The sequence below is a fragment of the Xanthomonas sp. A1809 genome, assembly GCF_017746015.1.
Classification (GTDB): Bacteria; Pseudomonadota; Gammaproteobacteria; order Xanthomonadales; family Xanthomonadaceae; genus Xanthomonas; species Xanthomonas euvesicatoria.
In genome coordinates this window covers 149,911-174,716 of sequence record NZ_JAGHWZ010000014.1, presented here as the reverse complement: position 1 = coordinate 174,716, position 24,806 = coordinate 149,911, and the positions used below count along the sequence as shown (strand labels likewise).

Sequence of the window (24,806 nt, the reverse complement as noted above, 5' to 3'; positions counted from 1 at the left end):
CACCGTCATGCGGGCGCGGCCGTGCCCGGAATCGGCATGTGCCACGTTCGTACACGCCGGTTCCAAGCGCGCCGTCCGCAGCCACCTGGCAGCCGCCGCTGCGTGTCAGCCAACCTAGGCCACGCAGCACGGCTCAGCGGTTGACCGCGCCCATCATCGCTTCCGGGTAGCGCGTGCCAGCCGCAGCTTGCGGCGGGAAGATGGCATCGATGCGGGCCAGTTCGTCCGGCATCAGGGCCACATCCAGCGCAGCGATGTTTTCTTCCAGATAGGCCAACCGCTTGGTGCCCGGGATCGGAACCAGGTCCTGGCCTTGCGCCAGCACCCAGGCCAGTGCCAGTTGCCCCGGTGTGATGCCCTTGTCGGCAGCAATGGCCCTGACCTGCTCCACCAGTTGCAGGTTGCGGGTGAAGTTTTCGCCTTGAAAACGCGGCGAATGGCGGCGGTAATCGTCGGCATCGAAATCGTCCGGCGACGAAAACGCGCCGGTCAAAAAACCGCGCCCCAGCGGCGAGTACGGCACGAACCCGATGCCGAGTTCGCGCACCGCGGCGAATACGCCGTTGTCTTCCGGCTCGCGCGACCACAGCGAATATTCGGTCTGCACCGCAGTGATGGGGTGCACCGCGTGCGCACGGCGAATGGTGGCTGCGGCCGCTTCCGATAAACCGAGAAAGCGCACCTTGCCCTGTTCGACCAGGCGCGCCATCGCGCCTACGGTGTCTTCGATGGGCACGTTGGGGTCGACGCGGTGTTGGTAGTACAGGTCGATATGCTCCACGCCCAGCCGACGCAGGCTGGCTTCGCACGCGGACTGCACATACGCCGGGCTGCCATCGATGCCGCGCACCGACGGGTCGTTGGGGTCGAGCTTGATGCCGAATTTGGTGGCCAGAAACACTTCATGCCGGCGCGAGGCAATCGCCTTGCCGACCAGCACTTCATTGGTGTGCGGGCCGTACATGTCGGCGGTGTCGAGCAAGCTGATGCCACGATCGAGCGCGCGGTGGATCACCGCGATCGAGGCGGCCTCGTCGCTGCGGTCGCCATAGAACGCGCTCATCCCCATGCAGCCAAGGCCCAGGGCCGAAACGGTGGGGCCGGAACGGCCAAGCGTGCGGGTTTGCATGGGGGGACTCCGTGCAGCAAAAAGGTCGGGAGACAATGGCGTGAAAGGCGTTAGCGCGATGTGGCCCACGCGCTAACGCACGGCCCGCGCAGATCGGCAGGCCAAGCTGCGATCTGCGCGGGCCGGCGCGGTGTGCAATCAGCCCTTGAGCTTGGCGGCCACTTCGGCCACGCGCTTGCCGAACAGCTTGGCCGTTTCCAGGTCGCCGCGACGCGGCGCTTCGTCCGGCGACGCGTCCGATGGCGAGATCGCCAGTGCACCGCCCCAGCCGCCAGTCCAGTTCACGTCCTGCGGCCCATGCGCCTTGGTGTTGGCCGGCGGCAGCCCGGTGCCCACCCAGATCTGGCCATGCTGTTGCGACAGCGTCCACAAGTACTGGATGGTGGCGGCCTTGTCGCCGTTGGCCGATGCCGAATTGGTGAAGCCGGCAGCGACCTTGTCCTTCCAGGCCTGCGCAAACCACGGTTTGGAGCTGGCATCGGCAAATTTCTTGAACTGCCACGCCGGGCCGCCCATGTAGGTGGGGCTGCCGTAGATGATGGCGTCGGCGGCACTGATGGCATCCCACGCGTCGTCGGGCAGGTTGCCGTCCTGGTCGATGCGGTACAGCGTGGCCTCACCAACGCTGGCCGCGCCCGCGTGCACGGCTTCGGCCTGCTTGACGGTGTGGCCGTAGCCGCTGAAATACACGATGGCGATCTTGCTCATGGGCACTCCTGTTGAACGGGGAGCCGGATTGTGCGCACACCGGTCGCGACAGCAGAATGACCACGCACGGGACGAACTGTTGCCGCGGTCGTTTGCCGCCGCGGGTGAACCGGGATGCGTTTGTCGAAATGTCGCGTGCTTGCGCGCCCAGTTCCCCGATCCCACATCCCGGCCGCATTGGCTCACGTGCCGGATCAGCGACCTGTTTCTTGGCGTCGCCGCTGGCTCAACCAGGTCCGGGCTCGGCCATGCATTCGATCAGGTAATCGATGAAGCTGCGCACCTTCGGTGCCAGGTGGCTGCGGCTGGTGTACACCGCAAAGATGCCGATTTCGTCCAGTGCGTAGTCCGGAAGGATGCGCACCAGCCGCCCTGCGGCGAGGTGCGGCTCGGCCAGGAAATCCGGCTGCATCACGATGCCTTGCCCGGCCAGCGCGGCAGCGTTCAGCACATGCCCGTTGTTGGCGCGCAGGCCGCCGCGCAGGCGCACGTCGATATCGCCCTCCGGGCCCTGAAAGCGCACCTCGTCGCCGCTGGGGGAGTAGTGGTAGAGCAGGCATTCGTGGCCGGCCAGATCGGATGGGTGCCGGGGTGTTCCGGCACGCGCCAGATAGGCCGGCGATGCACATGCCAGGATGCGGACCTTGCCCAACTGCCGGGCGATCAACATCGGCGCCGGCTGGCGGGTGATGCGGATGGCGACGTCGAAGCCTTCTTCGACCATGTCCACCAGGCGGTCGGACAGCGACAGGTCCAGTTCCACCTGCGGGTAGCGTGCACGAAAGCCCGGCAGCAATGCGCCCAGGCGCTCGATGCCATAGCTCACCGGCGCGTTCACCCGCAGTACGCCGGCTGGCTCCAGCGCTTGCGCGCCGATGGTGGCCTCCAGGTCGTCCAGATCGGCCAGCAGCTGCCGGCAGCGCTGGTAGTAGGCGCTGCCGGCACTGGTCAGGCTGACCCGGCGGGTGGTGCGGTTGAGCAGGCGGGTGTCGAGCCGCTGTTCAAGCGCGGCGACCTGGCGGGTGACGCTGGCAGTGGAGCGGTCCAATGCATCGGCGGCGGCGCTGAAGCCGTTGCGCTCGGCCACCGCGGCGAACACGCGCATCGCATCGAGGGTATCCATGGCGGGTCCGATTGTTACCTCAAGTGAAATAATTTATCTGAAGTAACTGTATTTATCAGAATTCTGTAACGAATAGGCTGGTGTGGTGCCTACTGGAGTCCGCCATGACGGCTGGCCTTGCATCTTCGCGTCCCCATCGGCACGGCTGTCTGCATCAGCGTGTGCGTTTGCGGTGCCCGGCATGACCTGCGTGATGGCGTGCGCTCCGGCCGGCTTGCGCCCGCTGCCTGGCGCTTGTGGGCTTGCCGCCGCCGACAGACACGCTTGTCACCGTGGCTGGCGCCCGAAACCCGGGCGGCGACCGGGGACCTGGCGTCATGGGCGGAGTCGGTGATCGCCCGGGCCTTGCCCGACCAGGCGCATTCGCCATGAGGCCGTCGCGCCGATGCTGTTTTCATCGATCAAGGAGCTGTCCATGACCCGCTTGCCTTCCCTGTACATCTCGCACGGCTCGCCGATGACTGCGCTGCAGCCGGGGCAGGTCGGCGAGCGCCTGGCCGACCTGCGGCACGCGTTGCCGCGGCCGCGTGCCATCGTGGTGGCGAGCGCGCACTGGCTGGGCCGTCGCCCGCTGGTCAGCGGTGCGCTGCGGCCGCCGACCATTCACGACTTTGGCGGCTTCCCGGCGCCGTTGTATGCGCTGGACTATCCGGCGCCCGGCGAGCCGGCATTGGCGCAGCAGATCGTGCGCCGGCTGGAACAGGCCGGCCTGCATCCGCAGCTGGACCCGCAGCGCGGCTTCGATCACGGCGTCTGGGTGCCGCTGCGCCTGCTGTATCCGGACGCCGACATCCCGGTGGTGTCGCTATCGATCCAGCCCGAGCTGGGACCGGCGCACCAGTTCGCGTTGGGGCGTGCGCTGGCGCCATTGCGCGATGACGGCGTGCTGGTGGTCGGCTCAGGCAGCATCACCCATAACCTGCACGACTTGCGCCACGGCTACAGCGCCGAGCGGCAAGCGCCGTACGTGCGGCCCTTCATCGAATGGACCGAACGCAAGCTGCTGGACAACGACATCCCCGCGCTGCTGGACTACCGCCGCCAGGCGCCGCATGCCGCACGCGCGCATCCCAGCGACGAGCACTGGCTGCCGCTGTACGTGGCGATGGGGGCGGCCGGCGATGACCGGCTTGGTGCGCAGCGCATCGACGCCGGCATCGATGCGGGTTTGATGGCCATGGATCTGTATCGCTTCGATGGCCCTGCAGCGGCGGCGGAGCCGATCGCGGCATAGCGCCGGGGTGCGGACGTGGGCGCATCGGCATGTTTGCGCCAAGTGCTGCAATGCCGATCGGGATGGTGCAATCGCACGGTCGGCAAGGGCGGGGACGCATGCAGTTGCGAGCGCCGGATCGCGCCAACCCGCAGCGCTCTGAAGCATTCACGATCGGGTGCATGCGAGTCTCATAGGCTGAGACGCCACCGCTGCATGCTGCCCGCGTGAAAATCCTCGACAAGCTCGCCGTCCTCGCCGACGCCGCCAAATACGATGCCTCCTGTGCTTCCAGTGGCGCCAACAAGCGCAACTCGCTGGGCACCGGCGGCATCGGCAGCACCGAGGGCATGGGCATCTGCCACTCGTACACGCCCGATGGCAGATGCGTGTCGCTGTTGAAGATCCTGCTGACCAATTTTTGCATCTTCGACTGCGCGTACTGCGTCAATCGCGTGTCCAGCAATGTGCGCCGTGCGCGCTTCACGCCGGAGGAAGTGGTCACGCTCACGCTGGATTTCTACAAGCGCAACTACATCGAAGGCTTGTTTCTCTCCAGCGGCATCATCCGCAACTCCGACTACACCATGGAGCAACTGGTGGAAGTGGCGCGGCAGCTGCGCGAGGTGCACCATTTCGCCGGTTACATCCATCTCAAGACCATCCCGGATGCGGCCCCGGAGTTGCTGGCAGCGGCCGGACGCTATGCCGATCGCTTGAGCATCAATGTGGAGTTGCCCACCGAACAGGGCCTGACGCTGCTGGCGCCGGAAAAAAGCGTGGGCGGCATTCGCTCGGCGATGGGCGAGTTGCGCTGGCGCATCGAAGAAAACCAGCTCGAACGCAAGGCCGAAACGGTGCGCCGCGCCAAGCCGCCACGCTTTGCACCGGCCGGGCAGAGCACGCAGATGATCGTCGGCGCCGACAATGCCAACGACCGCAGCATTCTGGACACCAGCCACAACCTCTACGGCAATTACCGCATGCGCCGGGTGTATTACTCGGCCTTCAGCCCCATCCCGGACGCCTCGTCCAAGCTGCCGTTGCAGGCGCCGCCCCTGCAGCGCGAGCACCGGCTGTACCAGGCCGACTGGTTGCTGCGTTTCTACGAGTTCAGCGTGGAAGACATTGCGCCGGCGCAGTCCAGCGGCATGCTCGACCTGGACGTGGACCCCAAGCTGGCCTGGGCATTGCGCAATCCCGAGCGGTTTCCGGTGGATCTGAATGCGGCACCGCGCGAAATGCTGCTGCGCGTACCTGGCCTGGGCACGCGCAACGTGGAGCGTCTGTTGTTGTCGCGGCGGCATGCGCGCTTGCGGGTTGGGGATCTGGCACGGCTGCGCGTGCCAATGAAGAAGTTGCTGCCGTTTGTGAGTGTGCTGGATCATCATCCGCGTCAACGCTTGGATGATCCTGTGCGGTTGCGGGCGCAATTGGCACCTGCGCCTAGGCAGGCGGGGTTGTTTGATTAGTGCCTCTGCGATAAGGCCGCACCGGTCCCCTGCGCTCCTCGCCACGCGCGGCACGGCGCCCAAACTCGCTACGCTCAAACAAGGGCGCCGCTTCGGCCACGCATGACTGCGGTGCTCGGCTCGCTTTAAGGCGACGGGGTGAAGCAAGATCCACGGCCACGGCCACGGCCACGGCCACGGCCACGGCAATAGCAATAGCAGCGGCGATAGGGTCTTGGTGTTGATGGTGGCGTTAGTCTCTGGGGAGTGCGGTGTGAGCGATGTTCAGCGCTGAGGTGGAGCCGCCGTGGAGCTTTGAGGCGTGGCGCGCGTTGGCGCGGGCGGGCTGGTGCGCGCAGGTGGAGCCGGACGATGTGGCCTGGAATGGCGGGGCGCAGGGCGGCTTGTTGATGGGGCAGGGCCTGTTGGCCTTGCCGGCTGTGGTGCCACCACCACGGGTCTCTGCGGATTTCATGCAGCTGGCGGCCTCGGTGCTGTGTCACCGCGACCCGCAACGGCATGCCGTGTTGTATCGCTTGCTGTGGCGCGTTGCCTCTGGAGAAAAAGCCTTGCTGGAGCGCGCCACCGATGTGGATGTGCACCGGCTACGGCAGTGGCAAAAAGCGGTGCAGCGCGATACGCACAAGATGAAGGCCTTCGTGCGCTTTCGCCGCCTGCCCGGGGAAGAAGAAGACTTCGTGTCCTGGTTCGAGCCCGAGCACTGGATCGTGGATCGCGTGGCGCCGTTTTTTGCGCGCCGGTTTGCCGGCATGCGCTGGGCGATCCTGACCCCGTACCGCAGCGTGCGTTGGGATGGGCAGGCGTTGGCCTTTGGCGAAGGCGCGGTGCGCACCCAGGTCCCGGCCGACGATGCGCAGGAGACGCTCTGGCGCACGTACTACGCGCACATCTTCAACCCGGCGCGGCTCAACCCGACCATGATGCGGCAGGAAATGCCGCAGAAATATTGGAAGAACCTGCCCGAAGCCACGCTGTTGCCGGAGCTGATCCGCGAAGCCGGCGTGCGCGTGCGCGAGATGGCCGAGCGCGCGCCCGAGCCGGTACGGCGACGGGTGCCGGCGGCGCCTGCGCCACTGCCGGACGTGGTCACCCAAAGCCTGGCCCAGTTGCGCACTGCCGCACGCGATTGCCGGCGTTGCGAGCTGTGGCAACCAGCAACGCAAACAGTGTTCGGCGAAGGACCCGACGATGCGTCGGTGATGGTGATCGGCGAGCAGCCTGGCGATGAAGAGGACTTGAGCGGTCGTCCGTTTGTCGGGCCTGCCGGGCGCCTGTTCAACATGGCGTTGGGCGAGCTGGGTGTGGACCGCGAGAAGTTTTACGTCACCAATGCGGTCAAGCATTTCCGTTTCGAGCAGCGCGGCAAACGGCGGCTGCATCGCAATCCGGAGCGCACCCATGTACAGGCCTGTAGCGGGTGGTTGCAGGCCGAACGGGCGCAATTGCGTCCGGCCCAGATCGTCTGCCTGGGCGCGACTGCGGCGCAAGCGGTGTTGGGAAGCAGCTTCCGATTGATGCGCGAGCGCGGGCAATGGCACCGCCTGGACGACGGCACGCCGGTGTTGACCACGGTGCATCCGTCCTGGGTGTTGCGCCAGCCATCGACCGATGCGCGCGAAGAAGGGTATCGCGGATTTGTCGAAGATCTCCGTCGATTGCTGGATCCACCGCCGCCGTCCAGCGATCAGTCGAGATAGGGAAACCGCGCGTCGCACGGGCAAAAAAATACGCGTGCAAGGGCACGCGCACGGTGTCGGAGAATCAGGACACCAAGCGGAGCCACCGGCACGCCGGTCACTCCATCACCGCCGCTTGACAGTTTGATTGCGGTCGCTGGAGGCTGGCTCGCGCGACGCACAGCATGTTGAACGAAGACCTGCCTTCGGTAGGACGTTCGCAGATCCACTGCCCTCCACCGTCGATCGGTGGCTTGGAGTTGCTGATCCACTAGCGACAAACAGAACCCACAGGGCAGCCGTCATGCGGTGCCTCTGGTTGCCCGATACCGCACTAGCCGAGACATCTTGTGTGTCGATGTCGCGTAAGGTCTGCGCTTGCTAAACGGTCGCCTCATCGACGGAAACTTCTTCAAGACAGCGCGTCTGAGGCCATGACGCTGCATGAAAGCGCTGCGCCATCGGCGGAAAAACCACGTTCCGCCGATGGCAGCGTGCCTGCGTCAGCCGCGACGCGTCGCAGTGCGACGGCAGGCCATTACGGCATCAGCACTTTGTCCACCACGTGGATCACGCCATTGCTCTGCATGACGTCGGCAATGGTGACGTTGGCGGTATTGCCCTTGACGTCGGTGATGGTGACCTTTTTGCCATTGAGCTTTGCGGTCAGCGGTTCGCCCTGCACGGTGGTCAGCGTGGCGCTGCCGCCGCCGGCCTTGATCTTGGCGATCAGCGAAGCAGCATCCACCTTGCCCGGCACCACGTGATAGGTCAGCACCTTGGTCAGCGTCGCCTTGGATTCGGGCTTCAGCAAGGTGTCGACGGTGCCGGCCGGCAGTGCCGAGAAGGCCGCATTGGTCGGTGCGAACACGGTGAACGGGCCCGGGCCCTTCAGCGTGTCGACCAGGCCGGCGGCTTTGACGGCAGCGACCAGCGTGGTGTGGTCCTTGGAGTTGACCGCGTTGTCGACAATGTCCTTGGTCGCCAGCATCGGCGCGCCGCCAACGGTCGGATTGGACGCAGCATAGGCGGGAGCCATGGCGCTGCTCAGGGCAATGGCGGTGGCAACGGCAAGCGACTGGAATGAAGTCTTCATGAGGCATCGATCCTTTTGGGTTGGCGATCGCCTGGATGGCAACCGTAACGTCAATACGCGCCTGCGAAACGGCCGGATGCATCACGCTGTTTTGACATTCATCACCACGTTTGGCGTGGTGATGGTGGCGTCACAGGTGGCTGGTGCCCGCGTGGGCCACGACCGACAGCGATACGACAGCGATACGACAGCGGTCGCTGCACCCGCACGCGCTCGCGCGTCATCCGTGGCTATAGCGCGATGGTTCGTGCCCTTCCAAGAAAGCGGCAAGGCGATGCGCAACGCCCTTCGATGCCGTGGGCGCGACATGCCTTCGGCTCGATCGGATCGAGCGTTCATGCACTGCGGCCGACGCAGACGTGCCTGTGTCCAACATGCCGGCTGCGGTTGCGGAAACGCCTGTGCGTCATTGCATCGTTCGTCACCGATCGAGCCGCAGCCGCTCGCCACCGCGTCGCTGCACGATCGGTTTGCCGCAGGGCGCGCACTTGAAGCGCGTCACCGCGCCTGCCTCCATTCGCCAGCGTATCGGACGCCGGCCGATTGAACCGATCCGCAACAACCCTGCCGCATCGCCCAACCTGCCAAGGTGCGAGGCAATGCGGTGGTTTTCATCACCGGGTGCAACACGGTATGGTCCGGTAGGTGCGTTGTTGTGCGTCGCAATATGCGATGCCGCGCGTGCGGCCGTTTCTTCATTCCGGGTTTTTCATGCATTCGATCGATGTCGTCCTCGCCATGTTGCTGGCGGTCGCGGCCAGCGGTTACCTCATCCGCATCCTGCCGTTTTCGCTGCCGCTGCCGTTGGTCCAGATCGCGCTGGGCGCGGTGGTCTCCGGCGTCTTCGATGCCGGGCACGAGCTGGAACCGGAGCTGTTCTTCCTGTTGTTCCTGCCGCCACTGCTGTTTCTGGATGGCTGGCGCATTCCCAAGCAAGGCCTGTTCCGCGACAAGGCGGCCATTCTGGAACTGGCGTTGGGGCTGGTCATCTTCACCGTGATTGGTGCCGGCTTCTTCATCCATTGGCTGATACCGGCGATGCCGCTGGCCGTGGCGTTTGCGCTGGCAGCGATCATTTCGCCGACCGACCCGGTGGCGGTGTCCTCGATCGCCTCCAAGGTGCCGATCCCCAAGCGCCTGATGCACATCCTGGAAGGCGAGTCGCTGCTCAACGACGCCTCGGGCCTGGTGTGTTTCCAGTTCGCGGTGGCGGCGGTGCTGACCGGCACCTTCTCGGTGGCGGCCGCTTCGCTGACCTTTCTGTGGGTGGCGCTGGCCGGCCTGGCCCTGGGCGTGGCGACGACCTTTGGGTTGAGCCGCATCCAGGCCTGGATCTGGCGGCATTTCGGCGAGGAGCCCGGTTCGGCGATCCTGGTCAACCTGCTTACCCCATTTGCGGCGTATCTGCTGGCCGAAGCCTTCCATGCCTCCGGCATCCTGGCCGCAGTGGCCGCCGGCATCACCATGAGCTACGTGGAAATGGCCGGCAACGCCCCGGGCAATATGCGCCTGCAGCGTTCGGCGGTGTGGGACACGGTGCAGTTCACCTTCAACGGCATCATCTTCGTGCTGCTGGGCGAGCAGTTGCCGGGCATCCTGGACGGTGCGGTGCGCAGCGTGCAGGAGGCCGGGCACCTCAATCCCTGGTGGCTGGCGGTGTACGTGGCCACCATCAGTCTCAGCCTGATGGCGTTGCGTTTTGTGTGGGTGTTCCTGTCGTTGCGCTGGAACATCTTCAAGGCGCAGCGACGCGGCGAGGCGCACGTCAGCCCGCCGTGGCGCATCGTGGTGGCGGTGTCGCTGGCCGGCGTGCGCGGTGCGATCACCCTGGCCGGCGTGCTCACGCTGCCGTTGATGCTGGAGGACGGCTCGCCCTTCCCGGCCCGTCAGTTGGCGATCTTCCTGGCGGCCTCGGTCATTCTGGTGTCGTTGCTGGTGGCCAGCGTCGCGTTGCCGCGGCTGTTGCGCGGGCTGGAGTTGCCCGAAGAAGAAGACGAGCAGCTCAAGGAAGACCTGGCCGTCAAAGCCGCTTCGCAGGCGGCGCTGGATGCAGTGGAAAAGCTGCGCCAGCGGCTGGTGGAAGACAGCAAGCATGCCGAGCGCTACAACGCGGCGGCCAACCAGGTGAGCCAGCGCTATCAGCGCAAGCTCGGCGCGGTGGACATGGCCGAGACCGATCCGGAAGAGGCGGTTGCCTACGAAAAGGCGCTGCGCCAGTTTCGCCATGCGGCCTTGGTGGCCGAGCGCAATGAGCTGTTCAAGCTTGCGCGACGACGCGAAATTTCCGACGACCTGTCGCGGCGGCTGGTGCGCAATCTGGATCTGATCGAGTCGCGCAAGCGCGCGTGAGCGCGCTGACGCGCGTGAATCGGGAATCGGGAATCGGGAGTGGGGAATCGCAAGAGCCAAGGCGGTTGCCGTGTTTGGGTAGGAGCGCACCTGGGCGCGATGGGGCGTTGGCGGGAAAGCCCCGTCGCGCTCAGGCGCGCTCCTACATAGAGATACGCCAACACCGAGATGCAGCGTGCGTGCGCAGCCCAGTTCGCTCACGCTCCTGCGCGTGTGTCGGGAGACACCATCCCACTCGCACTGCTGCCATTTTCATGGCGCACGGCCTACCCTGTGGCGCTTATCCTCCCGTGCCAGACCCATGACTTCGATCGTCTCCATCCAGGGCTTGAGCAAGACCTACGCCGGCGGTTTCCAGGCGCTCAAACAGGTGGATCTTGAGATCCGGCGCGGCGAGATCTTCGCGCTGCTCGGCCCCAACGGCGCCGGCAAGACCACCTTGATCAGCATCATCTGCGGCTTGATCAACCCCAGCACCGGCACTGTGCTGGCCGACGGGCACGACATCGTGCGCGACTACCGCGCCGCGCGTGCCAGCATCGGCCTGGTGCCGCAGGAACTGGCCACCGATGCGTTCGAAACGGTGTGGGCCACGGTGCGTTTCAGCCGCGGCCTGTTCGGCAAGCCGGCCAATCCGCAGTACCTGGAAACCATCCTGCGCGAGCTGTCGCTGTGGGAGAAACGCAACAACAAGATTTCCACGCTCTCCGGCGGCATGAAGCGGCGTGTGCTGATCGCCAAGGCGCTCGCCCACGAGCCGCGCATCCTGTTCCTGGACGAGCCCACGGCCGGTGTGGACGTGGAGCTGCGTCACGACATGTGGCAGATGGTGCGGCGGCTGCGCGAGCAGGGCACCACCATCATCCTGACCACCCACTACATCGAAGAGGCCGAAGACATGGCCGACCGCGTCGGTGTCATCAATCGCGGCGAGCTGGTGCTGGTGGAAGACAAGCACACGCTGATGCGCAAGCTGGGCAAGAAACAGCTCACGTTGAGCCTGCAGGCGCCGTTGCAGGCGCTGCCCGCCGCGCTGGCCGACCTGCCGCTGGAGTTGGCCGCCGAAGGCAACGCCTTGATCTACACTTTCGATACCCAGGCCGAGCAGACCGGCATCGGTGCGCTGCTGCGCCGGCTCAACGAGCAGGGCATCGACTTCAAGGACCTGCATTCCAGCGAGAGTTCGCTGGAAGAGATCTTCGTCAACCTGGTGCATGGCGCACGTCAGCAGGAGGTGCGCGCATGAACCTGCATGCGATTGCGGCGATCTACCGCTTCGAAATGGCGCGCGCCTTCCGCACGCTGACCCAGTCGATCGCCTCGCCGGTGTTGTCGACCTCGCTGTACTTCGTGGTGTTCGGCGCGGCGATCGGTTCGCGCATGGGCGATATCGACGGCATCAGCTACGGCGCCTTCATCATTCCCGGCCTGGTGATGTTGTCGCTGCTCAACGAGAGCATCTCCAATGCTTCGTTCGGCATCTACATGCCGCGCTGGGCCGGCACCATCTACGAGGTGCTGTCCGCGCCGGTGGCGTGGTGGGAAATCGTGATCGGCTACGTGGGCGCGGCGGCGACCAAATCGGTGATGCTGGGCTTGTTGATCCTGCTGACCGCACGGCTGTTCGTGCCATACGAGATCGCGCACCCGGTGTGGATGCTGGGCTTTCTGGTGCTCACCGCGCTGACCTTCAGCCTGTTCGGTTTCATCATCGGCATCTGGGCCGATGGCTTCGAAAAACTGCAGGTGATTCCGCTGATGGTGGTGACGCCGCTGACCTTCCTGGGCGGCAGTTTCTATTCGATCAACATGCTGCCGCCGTTGTGGCAGAAGGTCACCCTGTTCAACCCGGTGGTGTATCTGATCAGCGGCTTTCGCTGGAGTTTCTACGGCAAGGCCGATGTGCATATCGCGGTGAGCACCGGCATGACGTTCCTGTTCCTGCTGGTGTGCCTGGGCGTGGTGGCGGCGATCTTCCGCAGCGGCTATCGGCTCAAGGCGTGAGTGGTGAAGGCAGTGGTGTTTGTCGCTGCAGTTTGGCGGATGCGGCCAGAGGTCCGGGTCGAACGGTGAGCGAGGCGAGGGCGCGGTGCCCTCGCCGCTCGCGGGACACGCCGCAAGTACGTCCATGTAGGCTCGGTGGCGGCATCCATGCCGCCACACGGTCCCGCAAGCGACAAGGGCACCGCGCTAGAAAGTTGGTCGATTGCTTTGCTTGAACCCTGCGGACCGACACTCTCGACAGGTGCTTGCCCGCCTACCGTCGCCGGACCTTACACGGCATGGATGCCGAGTAAGAGCTTGTAGGGACGTACTTGCAGCGTGTCCGGCGATGGTGGGCGGGTAAGCAGCCTGCAGCAAACTCGCCGCTCAGCATCTCTGCAATGGAACAGCGTGAAGTCGTTTGGTCAGCCGCTCTTACTCGGCAGCTGGTTTGGCGCCGTCTTTGGTGTCCAGGTAATAGGCCACCACATCGCCCTTGATCTTCATCGTCATCGGGTTGCCGCGACGGTCGCGTGCCTTGCCGACCTGCACCTTGATCCAGCCTTCGCTGACCGAGTATTCCTCCACGTTGTCGCGTTCGATACCGTTGAAGCGCACGCCGACGCCGCGGTTGAGGGCATCGGCGTTGTGGAACGGACTGCGTGCGTCGATGGCCAGGTGATCGGGAGGGGTATCGCTCATGGGAAAGGCGTCATGGCGGCCGGGATAGCCGTCTTCGGCCGCACAGGATACGGGCCTGCGCCGGGAAGACCAGCCCCGGCGACGCAGCGACGTGCGCCATCGGTTTGCTTGCGCGCCGTCAGGCCTCACACTTTATGCCCTGCACTCCAGCAAACGAGACCGCAATGCCTGACAACAGTGCCGACTACGAAGACGACGAAGGCCTGCAGCCCGAGGGCGACGAAGACGATGTGGATGACCATCCGGCGCGGGTGTGGAACCTGCTGGTGCTGATCAACCCCGGCGACGAGGACACCGCGCTGGCCCAGTTCGACGCCTGGCGCGAAACGCAGGCCGAGACCGATGGCGACGACGGCGACGATGCCTGGTTGTGGGCGCTGAAGGACGTGATCGATTGGCGCTCGGGTTTCTATGTGGACTGGAAGGACGCCGATGCGTTCATCGCCGCCATCGACGAACTCAGTGCGCGCTGGAACCTGCGCATCGATTGGGGCGGCGACCTGGACGACGAAGACTTCGCCGGCAACCTGGAGGTCCCCGATTTGATGGCGGTGGCATTCGATCGCCTGCGCGAGCACGGCTACTCGCTGTGGAACTGGAACACCGGTGGCGACGCCTACGCCGGCTGGATTGCGCTCAGCCGCGACGACGACGCCATGCTGGCGCTGACCTCGTTGCTGGGGGTGGAAGTGCGGCTGGGGAATGAGGCGTTCTGAGGGTTGGGATTGGGGATTTGGCATTCGGGATTCGCAGGGGCGGTCCCGTGCTTGCTGTCGCGTGAGTCGATCTTTGCGCGCGCTGAATTGCGACAAACGTAAAGCCGCACTCATCAGGCTGTGCGGACGCCGAGCGAGTGCGGCTGTTGCTCGGAATCGGTGGACCACCGCGGCGTTCGCATCCGCCTGACGGCTGTTCACAACGTTTTGTTCGCCACGCTGATGCGCGCACTGGCTGGTCGGAAAGTTTGGGCAAGCGGCAGCAAGACAGATGCGCTGCTTGGTTGGGAGCACGCTTGCCGGCATGACGCGTGATGGAAATGGCCTTGCTCGTGCGTTCAAATCAGGCCTCCCGATGTGCTTATGCGCACGTGATCGACGCAATCGCCCGGCACTTGCGAATCCCGAATCTCCACTCCCCAATCCCGGTTCTCAAGGCGCCTGGCCGCGCGCCTGCGCCCGCGCATTGGCGATCAAGCCCTTGAGCAGTGCGCGGTCGGTGTGGCGGGAGATGGGAATGGCGCCCAGGGCAATGGCCTCAAGGCGCAGCGGCGCGGGCACGTCGTAGTGCGCACCGCTGAGTTTGTTCTGGAAGGCGCGGCGGGGAATGCCCAGCCGCGCCGCCATGGCATGCAGCTCGTCCAGCGTATCGCCGAGCAGGTGCGCCCAGCGCTGGTCGCGCCACAGGTGCACCGCATCGTCGACGTAGACGGCCATCGGCCGGGTCAGGCCTTCTTGGACTTCTTCGGCTTCTTGCCGGCGCTGTCGCCGTCGGGCGCGTCCGCTGCAGCGTCGGAAGCCTGGTCGCTGGCATCTGCAGCACTGTCGGTGGCGCTGGCAGTGTCGTCTTCAGCCGCGTCGTCAGCACCGGCCTCGGTGCCGGCGTCCTGTGCTGCGTCTTCCGCCTCGCCGTCTTCATCCGCATCGGCGTTCTGGAACTCGGACACCAGCTTGGTCAGGTATTCCTCGGCGGTCTGGCCTTCGTCGGCGGCCAGGTCGTCGATCATCTGCTGCAGCTGGGTCGAATATTCCAGCGAAATGGTCTTGCCTTCGGCTTCCTGCAGGTTGGCCAGGTGCTTGAGCATGGCCAGCATCGGGACCGGGTTGTCGGCGCTGCCCATGGTCTGGCCGCCGATCGACAGCATCCACTCGCTGCCACCCTGCAGGCCGATCGCGGCGACCACGCGGCCATCGGCGTCCTGCAGCACGGCATGGTTGGTGACCTGGGGCGCCTGGCCCAGACGGACGAAGGGGCGCTTGGGCTGCTGCTTCTTGCGCTTGTCGCGCTTGGCCTTGGAATTACGGGACACGGTGTTCTCGACGCTGGGAATGGCCGGCCATTCTAGAGCGTGCGCCGCACGATGCGATGCGTAGCGGAGTTGGCCCGTGGATGCGAACCGGCCGCCGGGGGGCACCGTCTCCGCAGGCACCGACCTGAGAGCCGCCACCAGGACGCCCCAAGCCCGAACCGCCGCAGGCCATCTCCCGGTGTCGAGTGCCTGGCGAATCCGGAAAATCCCGGCCCGCGCCACCAAGCCTGCCGGCCTGCGTTACCGCTTCTCCACCGCCGCTTCGGCCGCTTTGGCGAGCGCCGTGGCAGAGGCCACCTGCGCGCTGGACGACATGCGTGGTCCTGCCGGACGCGCAGCAGCAGTTCCTGCCGATGCCAGGGCCGGAGCCGGGGTCGCAGCCGCGGCGGCGGCGACTGGCGGGGCCGCGGCCGGTTTTGCGCTTTCGGCAGGCGTCCCCACGGTGGCGGTGCCGGCGGCCGCGGCGCCGCTCAGATCCGGCACCTGGGTGTCGGCATCGTGCAGCGACTTGCCCAGTGCCACGCCCTGGTCTGCGCCGGCCAGCGCTGCGTTTTCGGCGTCCTGGGTCATCACCACGATACTGATGCGGCGGTTGATCGGGTTCTGCGGATCGGTCTTGTCGAACAGCACCGACGAGGACAGCCCCACCACACGCGTCACCTTGGCATCGGACATGCCCCCGGCCACCAGGGCGCGGCGCGCGGCATTGGCGCGGTCGGCGCTGAGTTCCCAGTTGGTGTAGCCGGCATCGCTGCTGTAGGCGGTGGTGTCGGTATGGCCGGTGATGCTGATGTGGTTGGGCACCTGGTTGATGAAGCTGGACAGCTCGCGCAGGATCGCCACCGTATACGGCTTGAGCTGGTCGCGGCCGATGTCGAACATCGGGCGGTTCTGCTTGTCCACGATCTGGATGCGCAGGCCATCGGGCGTGAGGTCCAGCAGCAGCTGGTCCTTGAACGGCTCCAGCGCCTGGCTCTTGTCGATGGCCTCCTTCAGGTCCTGCATCAGCGCTTCCAGGCGCCTCTTGTCCTTGGCGCGGCTGTCCACGTCGGTATCGGCCGCGTTGTCGCGCTTGCGGCCCATTTCGTCCTTCTGTCCCTTGGCCATGTCGGCGGTACCGCCGAGCTTGATCATCGAGGTGCTGGCGCCGCCGGGTCCGTTCATGCCGGGCGAAGGCGCCGGCGACTTGCCGGACAGCGGGCTGGGGTTGCGGAAGTATTCGGAGATCGCCGCGCGCTGTTCCTTGGTGGTGGCCGCCATCAGCCACAGCACCAGGAAGAAGGCCATCATCGCGGTCACGAAGTCGGCAAACGCCACCTTCCAGGCGCCGCCGTGATGGCCGCCACCTTGTACCTTCTTGACCCGTCGGATGATGACGGTGGATTTGGCCTCGGCCATGACCGCTGCCCTACTTGATCGTCTTCAGGTGCGTTTCGAAATCGCCGAAGCTCGGACGCACGTTGGAGGGCAGGGTCTTGCGTGCGAATTCCAGCGCGATCTTCGGGTTATAGCCACGCAGGCAGGCCAGCAGCGCGGTCTTGACCGCTTCGTAGATGCGCCCGTCCTGCTCGGCCCGCGCTTCCATCGCCGCCGACAACGGCGAGACGAAGCCGTAGGCCAGCAGGATGCCGAGGAAGGTGCCGACCAGCGCGGCGCCGACGTGGTGGCCGATCTCCTCGATCGGCCCGCCGATCGAGCCCATGGTGATCACGATGCCGAGCACCGCCGCCACGATGCCGAAGCCGGGCAGGCCGTCGGAGACCTTGCTCAGCGCATGCGACGGCGCCAGGGCTTCGTGGTGGTGTTTTTCCAGTTCCAGTTCGAGCAGCGGTTCCAGCTCGTGCGGCTCGATGTTGCTGCCGATCATCAGGCGTAGGCAGTCGGTGATGAAATCCAGCAGGTGATGGTCGGCCACTACCTTGGGGTAGTTGCCGAAGATGGTGCTGTCCTGCGGCTTTTCGACGTGGTCTTCCAGCGCCATGAAGCCGTCGCGGCGCGCCTTGTTCAGCAGTTCGTAGATCAGGCTCAGGGTGTCCTTGTAGTCCTCGGACTTGTACTGCGGGCCCTTGAACACGCCCATGATGCCGCTGAGGGTTTCCTTGACGATCTTGCCCGGCGTGCTGACCAGGAACGCGCCCAGCGCTGCGCCACCGATGATCATCAGCTCGTACGGCTGCCACAGCGCGCCCAGCTTTCCGTGCGACAGCACGTAGCCGCCGAGGACGCTGACGATGACGACGATGAAGCCAACGATGATGAGCATGGCGCAGCCGGAAGCAAACTGGGGTTGCTAGTGGTTTCGGCTTGCGCGGCCGATTCTTGAAGCGCGTGGCGTGAAGACGTGCGCTGTAGCTGAATGTCTAACCGATTGTGGTGGCGGTCTCATGCACGCATCTGATCGCCTCGCCGCCTGCCAGCGACAGTGTCACTTCGCCGGCGTGTTCCCAGAATTGGTTGCCCTGTGCATCGGCAAAGCGCGCCCCGGATGCTGCCTGGGCACTGAGCAGGATCAGCCTGCGGTCGTCGAGGGTCAGCTGCAGGGCATCGGTGGCCGCATCGAAACGTGTCGCGACCGTGCGCGGGCCGCAGCGCCAGGCCACCGTCTGCGCGGGAAGCGCGGGGTCGGCCGCCGCCGCCACTGGAGCGGGCATCTTGGCCGGACGCGGCAGCGGGCCGGTCACGCTGGCGTCGGTGCCGGTGGCAAGCGGGCGGGCATCGGCTTGGACACTGGCTGGCTGGGCGTGTGCGGGCTTGCCCGCCTGCGCTGTCGGGGGCGGGCTACCTGCGCTGCAGCCGGCGAGTGCGGCCGCCAGCAGACCGGTGAGCATCAGGGATGAGGACGTGTGCATCTGCGTACTCCTGCCTGGTTTGGATTGCCGCCGTTTCTGCGGCGGTTGGGACCTGGGCGCCGGCCCGGCGCCCCAAGGGCGTGCATCTTGCGCGCCGGGGCCGGAAGGCCTGCCTATGACTGAACACGCGACCGCTTTACCGCTGGGACCTAGCCTGCATGTGGCCGGCCGTATGGAAATCAAGCCGTATCTGGGTCTCTCGCCGGCGACCGATCTGCACATCGTCATTGCCGGCTCGAGCCGCGTGCAGGCGGTGCCTGTCATGGCGCGCAAAGCGCAGGCAGGCGTTGTTTACTTCCTCTCGGGCACTGCAACGGCGGTGGCCCACAAACGCGGCGCCATCAGGCCGGTTGCGCCTCGGCGCCTTGGCGCTGCAGCGGGTTCGGCAGGGCCTGGCCGTTTTCGGTGAAGCCCAGCGAGACCGAGTTCAGGCAGTGGCGCTCGCCGGTGGGCGGCGGGCCGTCCGGGAACACATGGCCCAGGTGGCTATCGCAGCGCGCGCAGACGATTTCGGTGCGGATCATGCCGTAGCTGGTGTCGCGGATCTCGCGCACATGGGCCGGGTCGTAAGGCGCAAAGAAGCTCGGCCAGCCGGTGCCGGACTCGAATTTGGCGCTGGAACGGAACAGCGGCAGCCCGCACAGCCGGCAGGTGTAGACACCGTCCAGCTTGTTGTCCAGAAACACCCCGCAGAATGGCGCCTCGGTGCCATGGTGCAGCAGCACGCGCTGTTCCTCGTCGCTGAGCCCGGCGATCAGGGCATCGCGTTGGGCGGGGGAGGGAGGGGTCAGATCGAACTGGCTCATGGGGCTCTCGCATGCGCTCGCCAGCGGGGTGCCGGCGCCTGCTTCCGTGATGTGGGCAGTGTCGGGGTGGTTCAACCGGTGAGACGCAGCCAGCGGCCCGCCACTGCGGCGGAGGGGCAGCCCTTCTTCGCACCGCAACCACCTTGCGAAAGCGTTCATCCCCTGGCCGGTCGCATGCATTGCCGCAGCGTCCTTGCGCCCCAATCACTGCATGACCCTCGAACACACAAGGTGCCTGTCATGGCGATCCACGCATCAAGCCGCCGCGTTCTGCTATGCGTTCTACTGGCGCTGACCGGCGCGGTGGCGGCGCAGTCGGCCACCACCACGCGCTCATCCACGACCTTGCAACCCATCACCACGCCGACGCCCGTCCCGCCCACGGTAACGCCGCCGCGCGCGCTGCAGCCGGCGCCTTCGGCCGCACCGGTGCCTTCGCAACTGGGGCAACGCCCGGTCGCGCCGAGCATCCCCACGCATGGGCCGGCACAAATGCCGGTCGCGCCTGCCGGCAGCCAGGTGGCGCCGACCAAGCCGATGGTCTACGACCGCAACGGCCGCCTGCTGCAGGGCATGCAGCCGGCCGGCGCCAACCGGGTGCTGGATACCAAGACCGGCCGCTACTACGACGCGGTGCCGGCGGGCGATGGCATGCGCGTGGTGCGCTGACAGCAGCAGCGCGATCTGATGCGCCAACCGCCAACCGCCAACCGCCAACCGCCAATCGCCAATCGCCAATCGCCAATCGCCAATCCCGAATCCCGAATCCCGAATCCCGAATCCCGAATCCCGAATTCCGAATCCCCGCCTCAATCGGCGATCGGCAACGCCAGCGTCTCCTTGACCTCTTCCATCACGATGTAGCTCTTGGATTCGCGCACATGCGGCATGGTCAGCAAGGTGCTGCCGAGCAACTTGCGGTAGGACGCCATCTCGCTGATGCGCGCCTTGAGCAGGTAGTCGAAGTCTCCGGAGACCAAGTGGCACTCCAGCACGTTGGGCAGCTTCAGCGCGGCGCGGCGGAATTCTTCGAAGATGTCGCCGGACTTGTAGGCCAGGCTGATCTCCACGAACACCAGCAGGCTGGCCTTGAGATAGTGCGGGTCCAGCCGCGCGTAATAGCCGGTGATGGCGCCGTCGCGCTCCAGCCGGCGCACGCGCTCGGTGCACGGCGTGGTCGACAGGCCGACCCGCTCGCCCAGTTCGGTGAACGAAATCCGCCCCTCCTGCTGCAGGATGCGCAGGATCTTGCGGTCGATCTTGTCCAGCTCGCGGGCGCGGGTGCTCATGGGGTTTGTCTGCGCAGGGTTTGGCAGGAAGTTTCACTGCAAAGCCGTGCCGATTCCAGAAATGGCACTGCCTGGCTCGCAATATACTGCGTCTAACTGTCCCCCTCGGCGTGTGGTTGTGGGGGAATGCCCTTTCCAGGAGAACGACATGCGTGTGCTCATTCTCGGCAGCGGCGTCATCGGCGTGACCAGTGCGTGGTACCTGGCGCAGGCCGGTTGCGAAGTGACCGTGGTCGACCGCCAGCCGGCAGCGGCGCTGGAGACCAGCTACGCCAACGCCGGCCAGCTGTCGTTCGGCTACACCTCGCCGTGGGCGGCGCCCGGCGTTCCCGGCAAGGCGGTGAAGTGGCTGTTCGAGCAGCACGCACCGCTGTCGATCCGCCCCACCCGCGACCTGCGCCAGCTGGCCTGGCTGAGCCAGATGCTGCGCAACTGCACCGCCGAACGCTATGCGGTGAACAAGGCGCGCATGGTGCGCATGTCCGACTACAGCCGCGATTGCCTCAACGCCCTGCGCGCCGAGACCGGCATCGAATTCGAAGGCCGCCAGCTTGGCACCACGCAGTTGTTCCGCACCCAGCAGCAGCTGGATGCGGCCGCGCAGGACATCGAGGTGCTGGCCCAGTACGGCGTACCGTACGAGCTGCTGAGCCCGGCGCAGATCGCGCAGTTCGAACCCGGCCTGGCCGGCGGCGGCGCGCAGATGGCCGGCGCGCTGCGCCTGCCCGAAGACCAGACCGGCGACTGCCGGCTGTTTACCCAGCGCCTGGCCGAACTGGCTGCGCAGGCGGGGGTCACGTTCCGCTACGGGCAACAGATCGAGCGGCTGGAGCACGGCGGCGGCCAGGTCAGCGGCGTGCAGATCGATGGCCGCATGGAAACGGCCGACCGCTACGTGCTGGCGCTGGGCAGCTATTCGGCCGATTTGCTGCTCTCGCTCGGCCTGCACCTGCCGGTGTACCCGCTCAAAGGCTATTCGCTCACCATCCCGATCGTCGATGCGCAACGCGCGCCGACCTCCACCGTGCTGGACGAGAGCTACAAGATCGCGCTCACCCGTTTCGACGACCGCATCCGCGTCGGCGGCATGGCCGAGGTGGCTGGCTTCGATCTGTCGTTGAATCCGCGTCGTCGCGCCACCCTGGAAATGGTCGTCAACGACCTGTTCCCCGGCGGCGGCGATCTGGCCCAGGCCGAGTTCTGGACCGGCTTGCGCCCGGCCACCCCGGATGGCACCCCGGTGGTGGGCGCCACGCCCTATGCCAACCTGTTCCTCAACACCGGGCATGGCACGCTGGGCTGGACCATGGCCTGCGGCTCCGGACGCTACTTGGCCGACCTCATGCAGGGCCGCACGCCCGAGATCGATACCGAAGGCCTGGACGTGTTCCGCTACCTGTCGTCGCGCAGCGCGCGCGCGCAGCGGGAGGCCGCGTAGTGCGTCCTGCGCAAGCGTCGATCGATCTGGAGGCGTTGCGCCACAACTACCGCCTGGCCAGGCGCCTGGGCGGCAGCAAGGCGCTGGCGGTGGTCAAGGCCGACGCGTACGGGCATGGTGCAGTGCGCTGTGCGCAGGCGCTGGAGCCGGAAGCCGATGGCTTTGCAGTGGCCTGCATCGAAGAGGCGCTGGAACTGCGCCAGGCCGGCATCCGTGCGCCGATTCTGTTGCTGGAGGGATTTTTCGAACACGACGAGTTGCGCCTGATCGCCGAGCACGATCTGTGGACGGTGGCGGCCACGCCGCAGCAAGTGCGCGCGCTGGCCGAGTTCCAGAGCCCGCGGCCGTTGCGGGTGTGGTTGAAGATGGACAGCGGCATGCATCGGCTGGGCCTGTCGCCGGAGGATTTCCGCGCCGCCTGGTTGCGCCTGCGCGGGCTACCGCAGATCGCCTCGCTGGTGCTGATGACCCACCTGGCACGTGCCGACGAGCTGGACTGCAGCCGCACCGACGAGCAGGCGGTGGCCTTTGCGCTCACCGCCGGCGGCATGCGCGCAGAAACCAGCCTGCGCAATTCGCCCGGCCTGCTTGGCTGGCCGGCGCTGCGCAACGACTGGTCGCGCCCCGGGTTGATGTTGTACGGCGCCAACCCGTTCCCGCAGCACACCGAAAACACCGCGCAGCTGCGTCCGGTGATGACGCTGCGCTCGCGCATCATTTCGGTGCGCGAGTTGCCGGCCGGCGAGCCGGTGGGCTACGGCGCCCGCTTCGTTGCCGAACGACCCACGCGTGTCGGCGTGGTGGCGATGGGCTATGCCGACGGCTATCCGCAGTTCGCGCCCAACGGCACCCCGGTGCTGGTGGACGGGCAGATCTGCCCGTTGATCGGTCGCGTCTCGATGGACATGCTCACCGTGGACCTCACCGACCACCCGCAGGCCGACATCGGCACGCCGGTGCAGCTGTGGGGCGACGCACCGCAGGTCAGCGCGCTGGCAGCGCAATGCAACGTCAGCGCCTACCAGCTGCTTTGCGGGCTCAAGCGGGTACCGCGGATCTATGTGGGTGAGGCGGAAGTAAGCAAACTTTCAGCGTAGGTGCATCCCTTCTCCCCCCCAGGGAGAAGGTGGCGCGTAGCGCCTGATGAGGGTGCGAGCGAAGCTGCGTGCAGTTTGAATGCCAGGCGTGCTGCGCGCGGTACCTTCTCCCCCAACCCCCCCCGCTCCGCGCGCCGGCCTGCGCCAGCGGCGCAGTCGTACCAAGGCACGCGCGCCAGTGGCGCGCAAGCTGTGCCGTGGCGCCCCGACGGGAGGGGGGCTTCCAGCGGCAACTCACAACCCGGCGGTACTGCGATCGCCATGGAACTGCTTGCGCACCCAATCGTCGATCATCGCCTTTTCGAAGCGCAGCGGATCGCTGTCGGTCAGGCGCGGTCCGCTCATCAGAAAAGCCGAATCCACCAGCTTGCGTTCGCCCTGGTCGATCACGCGGCCATCGGCGCCGGTAAGCGTGTAGGTGAAGCTCAGGCGCGGCGGGTAGATGTCCTTGACCACGCGCACGTCCTGCATGCGCGGCCCGTGCCAGGGCTCGTACTGGCCGGCGCGGCGGATGTCGGTAATGGTCACGCTCAGATGCTGGCCATCGGGCAACTGGCGCGCTGCGCTCTTCTGAAAGTGGGTGGCCAGCTGGGTCACCCAATCGCCGCGTTGCGCCTCCCAACGGTTGCCGCTGAAGCGCATCTCGGAGAACTGCGCAGGGTCGGTCCAGCGCACGTCCACCTTGCCGTCGCTGCCAAGCGCGCGCGGCGCATCGGGGTCGGTGACGTTGCGCACCCCGGCCTGCGCACCGGTCGCGGCAAGCACACCCGCCAGCAGCAGGCTGGCGCCGGAAAGATTGGAAAGTTTCATCGAAAGCCTCCAAGCGGAAGGTACGGTGTGTACCGGCTATTTTCGCAGTGTGGGGGCGCCTCGGAACGCCCGCAACGCGCTGCACGCCTGGGTTCGTCACCACGTTGCCGCGCGGTTAATCCGCTTGCGGAACACCATGACGGCGGGTTCACTGCGCCTGCGCCCGCGCTTCACGGCACAGCCCGGAAGATCGCCAGCATGGACACCCACACTTTCCGCACAAAATCAGCGTCTTCGGCGCCGGCTCACATGCCGTCGGATGTGCGTTTGCAATTCATCGACTGGGCCAAGCAGCACGGGCACAACCCCGCCTCCGGCGCGGCCGCCTTCGTGGCACTGCAGAGCGAGGTCGACCTGGACCTGGCCACACGCGCGCTGCAGCTGGAGCCCGGTGCCGATTCGCGCGCGGCGCTTCGCGAGCATCTGGCTGCACTGGCGCGCCAGGTGGATGTGGCCGTGCAGTTCCCGCCGGTCTACACCTATACCGCGGCCAATGGCCTGGATTACCGCTACTCGCTGATGCTGGTCATTGCCGAAGATTGCGTGGAGTGGACCGGCCGGGTCTGGCACGACCTGGACTATCAGGGAATGCTCACCGGCCGTGGGCAGGGTCCGCGTGCTAACTACACCCAGCTGGCGCGCATGGCGCTGGAACATGAGCTTGATCAGGAGCGTCCCCGTTATGTCCAGGCATGAACTCGAACTGCAATTGCCGGTGGGCGCGCAGATTGCCGGTGGGGAAGACGGCTTCAGCCAGCGCTGCCGCGAGGAATGCGCGCAGATGGGGGTGGCGCGGGTCCGCCTGTTGCTGCTGGATTCCGATTACGCACGGTCCACTGCCTGGCGCGAGGAAGCGCAACGCTGGATGGACGAACAGCTGCGTCGCGAGGGCGAATGGGTGTTCCGCGGCGTGATCGCCGGCATCGTGGTGCTGGCAACCTGCATCGGATTCGCCGCCACCACCTTGTGGTGAACACGGGGCTGGGCGAGGAAAGCGTGAACTTGCCCAGCCCCACGTGCACCCGCTGACGACATCAGGC

The 24,806-nt window shown here is 66.1% G+C and carries 25 protein-coding genes and 1 other RNA gene; 13 read left to right on the top strand and 13 right to left on the bottom strand.

Annotated elements, in window-relative coordinates:
- The first annotated feature begins 36 nt into the window (after positions 1–36).
- Positions 37–111: non-coding RNA, sX9 sRNA (locus tag J7396_RS17825), on the top strand.
- Positions 112–133: 22 nt separating this feature from the next.
- Here the strand turns inward: J7396_RS17825 and J7396_RS17820 are convergent.
- From J7396_RS17820 to J7396_RS17810, 3 genes are all read right to left on the bottom strand, one after another.
- Positions 134–1,129 (bottom strand): aldo/keto reductase, encoded by a 996-nt coding sequence (locus J7396_RS17820; protein ID WP_057680894.1) that lies wholly within the window; start codon positions 1,127–1,129, stop codon positions 134–136.
- A 138-nt stretch (positions 1,130–1,267) separates the two neighbouring features.
- A complete protein-coding gene (locus tag J7396_RS17815) occupies positions 1,268–1,837 on the bottom strand; it encodes a flavodoxin family protein (RefSeq protein ID WP_127167855.1) in 570 nt (189 codons plus the stop codon).
- 226 nt (positions 1,838–2,063) lie between these two features.
- On the bottom strand, positions 2,064–2,960 hold the full coding sequence (locus tag J7396_RS17810; protein WP_209261823.1) for a LysR family transcriptional regulator: 897 nt from the start codon (positions 2,958–2,960) through the stop codon (positions 2,064–2,066).
- A 385-nt stretch (positions 2,961–3,345) separates the two neighbouring features.
- Between J7396_RS17810 and J7396_RS17805 the strand changes: the two genes are divergently transcribed.
- The 3 genes from J7396_RS17805 to J7396_RS17795 all read left to right on the top strand — a co-directional run bounded on the left by J7396_RS17805 (position 3,346) and on the right by J7396_RS17795 (position 7,342).
- Positions 3,346–4,194 carry a class III extradiol ring-cleavage dioxygenase gene (locus J7396_RS17805; RefSeq protein WP_208596945.1) on the top strand — a complete coding sequence of 283 codons (849 nt, stop codon included), beginning with the start codon at positions 3,346–3,348 and terminating at the stop codon, positions 4,192–4,194.
- 206 nt (positions 4,195–4,400) lie between these two features.
- Positions 4,401–5,645: a putative DNA modification/repair radical SAM protein gene (locus tag J7396_RS17800; protein WP_008573323.1), complete on the top strand. Its 1,245-nt coding sequence runs from the start codon at positions 4,401–4,403 to the stop codon at positions 5,643–5,645.
- 260 nt (positions 5,646–5,905) lie between these two features.
- The gene (locus J7396_RS17795) at positions 5,906–7,342 is read left to right on the top strand and encodes a UdgX family uracil-DNA binding protein (protein WP_209261822.1); all 1,437 of its coding nucleotides are present in this window, start codon (positions 5,906–5,908) and stop codon (positions 7,340–7,342) included.
- Between the two features lie 517 nt (positions 7,343–7,859).
- Here J7396_RS17795 and J7396_RS17790 read toward each other — a convergent pair.
- Positions 7,860–8,417 (bottom strand): fasciclin domain-containing protein, encoded by a 558-nt coding sequence (locus J7396_RS17790; RefSeq protein ID WP_008573326.1) that lies wholly within the window; start codon positions 8,415–8,417, stop codon positions 7,860–7,862.
- Between the two features lie 672 nt (positions 8,418–9,089).
- On the opposite strand from J7396_RS17790, the gene J7396_RS17785 reads away from it, so the two are divergent.
- From J7396_RS17785 to J7396_RS17775, 3 genes are all read left to right on the top strand, one after another.
- Positions 9,090–10,766 carry a Na+/H+ antiporter gene (locus J7396_RS17785; RefSeq protein WP_008573327.1) on the top strand — a complete coding sequence of 559 codons (1,677 nt, stop codon included), beginning with the start codon at positions 9,090–9,092 and terminating at the stop codon, positions 10,764–10,766.
- Between the two features lie 301 nt (positions 10,767–11,067).
- Positions 11,068–12,012, top strand: coding sequence for an ABC transporter ATP-binding protein (locus tag J7396_RS17780; RefSeq protein ID WP_011348695.1), 945 nt, complete (start codon positions 11,068–11,070; stop codon positions 12,010–12,012).
- Positions 12,009–12,770, top strand: a complete 762-nt coding sequence (locus tag J7396_RS17775; RefSeq protein WP_011348694.1) for an ABC transporter permease — start codon at positions 12,009–12,011, stop codon at positions 12,768–12,770. The genes J7396_RS17780 and J7396_RS17775 overlap by 4 nt, the downstream gene beginning before the upstream one ends.
- A gap of 414 nt (positions 12,771–13,184) precedes the next feature.
- Here the strand turns inward: J7396_RS17775 and J7396_RS17770 are convergent, their stop codons facing one another.
- Entirely contained in the window at positions 13,185–13,451 is a 267-nt protein-coding gene (locus J7396_RS17770; protein WP_041469831.1) for a DUF3297 family protein, read from the bottom strand.
- Between the two features lie 164 nt (positions 13,452–13,615).
- Between J7396_RS17770 and J7396_RS17765 the strand changes: the two genes are divergently transcribed.
- Positions 13,616–14,167, top strand: coding sequence for a hypothetical protein (locus J7396_RS17765; RefSeq protein WP_005911265.1), 552 nt, complete (start codon positions 13,616–13,618; stop codon positions 14,165–14,167).
- Between the two features lie 432 nt (positions 14,168–14,599).
- Here J7396_RS17765 and J7396_RS17760 read toward each other — a convergent pair whose 3' ends face one another.
- From J7396_RS17760 to msrB, 6 genes are all read right to left on the bottom strand, one after another.
- Positions 14,600–14,884: a DUF4031 domain-containing protein gene (locus tag J7396_RS17760; RefSeq protein WP_008573332.1), complete on the bottom strand. Its 285-nt coding sequence runs from the start codon at positions 14,882–14,884 to the stop codon at positions 14,600–14,602.
- A gap of 8 nt (positions 14,885–14,892) precedes the next feature.
- Entirely contained in the window at positions 14,893–15,477 is a 585-nt protein-coding gene (locus tag J7396_RS17755; protein ID WP_057680897.1) for a hypothetical protein, read from the bottom strand.
- 240 nt (positions 15,478–15,717) lie between these two features.
- Positions 15,718–16,875, bottom strand: a complete 1,158-nt coding sequence (gene motB, locus J7396_RS17750; protein WP_109291119.1) for a flagellar motor protein MotB — start codon at positions 16,873–16,875, stop codon at positions 15,718–15,720.
- A 10-nt stretch (positions 16,876–16,885) separates the two neighbouring features.
- Positions 16,886–17,740, bottom strand: coding sequence for a flagellar motor stator protein MotA (gene motA / locus J7396_RS17745; protein WP_008573335.1), 855 nt, complete (start codon positions 17,738–17,740; stop codon positions 16,886–16,888).
- A gap of 97 nt (positions 17,741–17,837) precedes the next feature.
- Entirely contained in the window at positions 17,838–18,326 is a 489-nt protein-coding gene (locus J7396_RS17740; RefSeq protein WP_209261821.1) for an MliC family protein, read from the bottom strand.
- Positions 18,327–18,667: 341 nt separating this feature from the next.
- On the bottom strand, positions 18,668–19,132 hold the full coding sequence (gene msrB / locus J7396_RS17735) for a peptide-methionine (R)-S-oxide reductase MsrB (RefSeq protein ID WP_011348688.1): 465 nt from the start codon (positions 19,130–19,132) through the stop codon (positions 18,668–18,670).
- Between the two features lie 240 nt (positions 19,133–19,372).
- On the opposite strand from msrB, the gene J7396_RS17730 reads away from it, so the two are divergent.
- Positions 19,373–19,801 (top strand): hypothetical protein, encoded by a 429-nt coding sequence (locus J7396_RS17730; RefSeq protein WP_057680898.1) that lies wholly within the window; start codon positions 19,373–19,375, stop codon positions 19,799–19,801.
- 140 nt (positions 19,802–19,941) lie between these two features.
- Here the strand turns inward: J7396_RS17730 and J7396_RS17725 are convergent, their stop codons facing one another.
- The gene (locus tag J7396_RS17725) at positions 19,942–20,421 is read right to left on the bottom strand and encodes an Lrp/AsnC ligand binding domain-containing protein (RefSeq protein WP_007963043.1); all 480 of its coding nucleotides are present in this window, start codon (positions 20,419–20,421) and stop codon (positions 19,942–19,944) included.
- A 148-nt stretch (positions 20,422–20,569) separates the two neighbouring features.
- Here J7396_RS17725 and J7396_RS17720 point away from each other — a divergent pair, with 148 nt between their 5' ends.
- Positions 20,570–21,859: a D-amino acid dehydrogenase gene (locus J7396_RS17720; RefSeq protein ID WP_209261820.1), complete on the top strand. Its 1,290-nt coding sequence runs from the start codon at positions 20,570–20,572 to the stop codon at positions 21,857–21,859.
- Positions 21,859–22,956 (top strand): alanine racemase, encoded by a 1,098-nt coding sequence (alr, locus tag J7396_RS17715; protein WP_209261819.1) that lies wholly within the window; start codon positions 21,859–21,861, stop codon positions 22,954–22,956. Before J7396_RS17720 ends, alr begins: the two co-directional genes overlap by 1 nt.
- Positions 22,957–23,190: 234 nt before the next feature.
- Here alr and J7396_RS17710 read toward each other — a convergent pair whose 3' ends face one another.
- Positions 23,191–23,766 carry a DUF3016 domain-containing protein gene (locus J7396_RS17710; protein WP_136733221.1) on the bottom strand — a complete coding sequence of 192 codons (576 nt, stop codon included), beginning with the start codon at positions 23,764–23,766 and terminating at the stop codon, positions 23,191–23,193.
- A gap of 249 nt (positions 23,767–24,015) precedes the next feature.
- Between J7396_RS17710 and J7396_RS17705 the strand changes: the two genes are divergently transcribed.
- Both J7396_RS17705 and J7396_RS17700 read left to right on the top strand, forming a co-directional pair.
- Positions 24,016–24,462 (top strand): hypothetical protein, encoded by a 447-nt coding sequence (locus J7396_RS17705; protein WP_008578031.1) that lies wholly within the window; start codon positions 24,016–24,018, stop codon positions 24,460–24,462.
- Positions 24,449–24,739 carry a hypothetical protein gene (locus J7396_RS17700; RefSeq protein ID WP_008578030.1) on the top strand — a complete coding sequence of 97 codons (291 nt, stop codon included), beginning with the start codon at positions 24,449–24,451 and terminating at the stop codon, positions 24,737–24,739. The genes J7396_RS17705 and J7396_RS17700 overlap by 14 nt, the downstream gene beginning before the upstream one ends.
- Positions 24,740–24,806 lie beyond the last annotated feature (67 nt).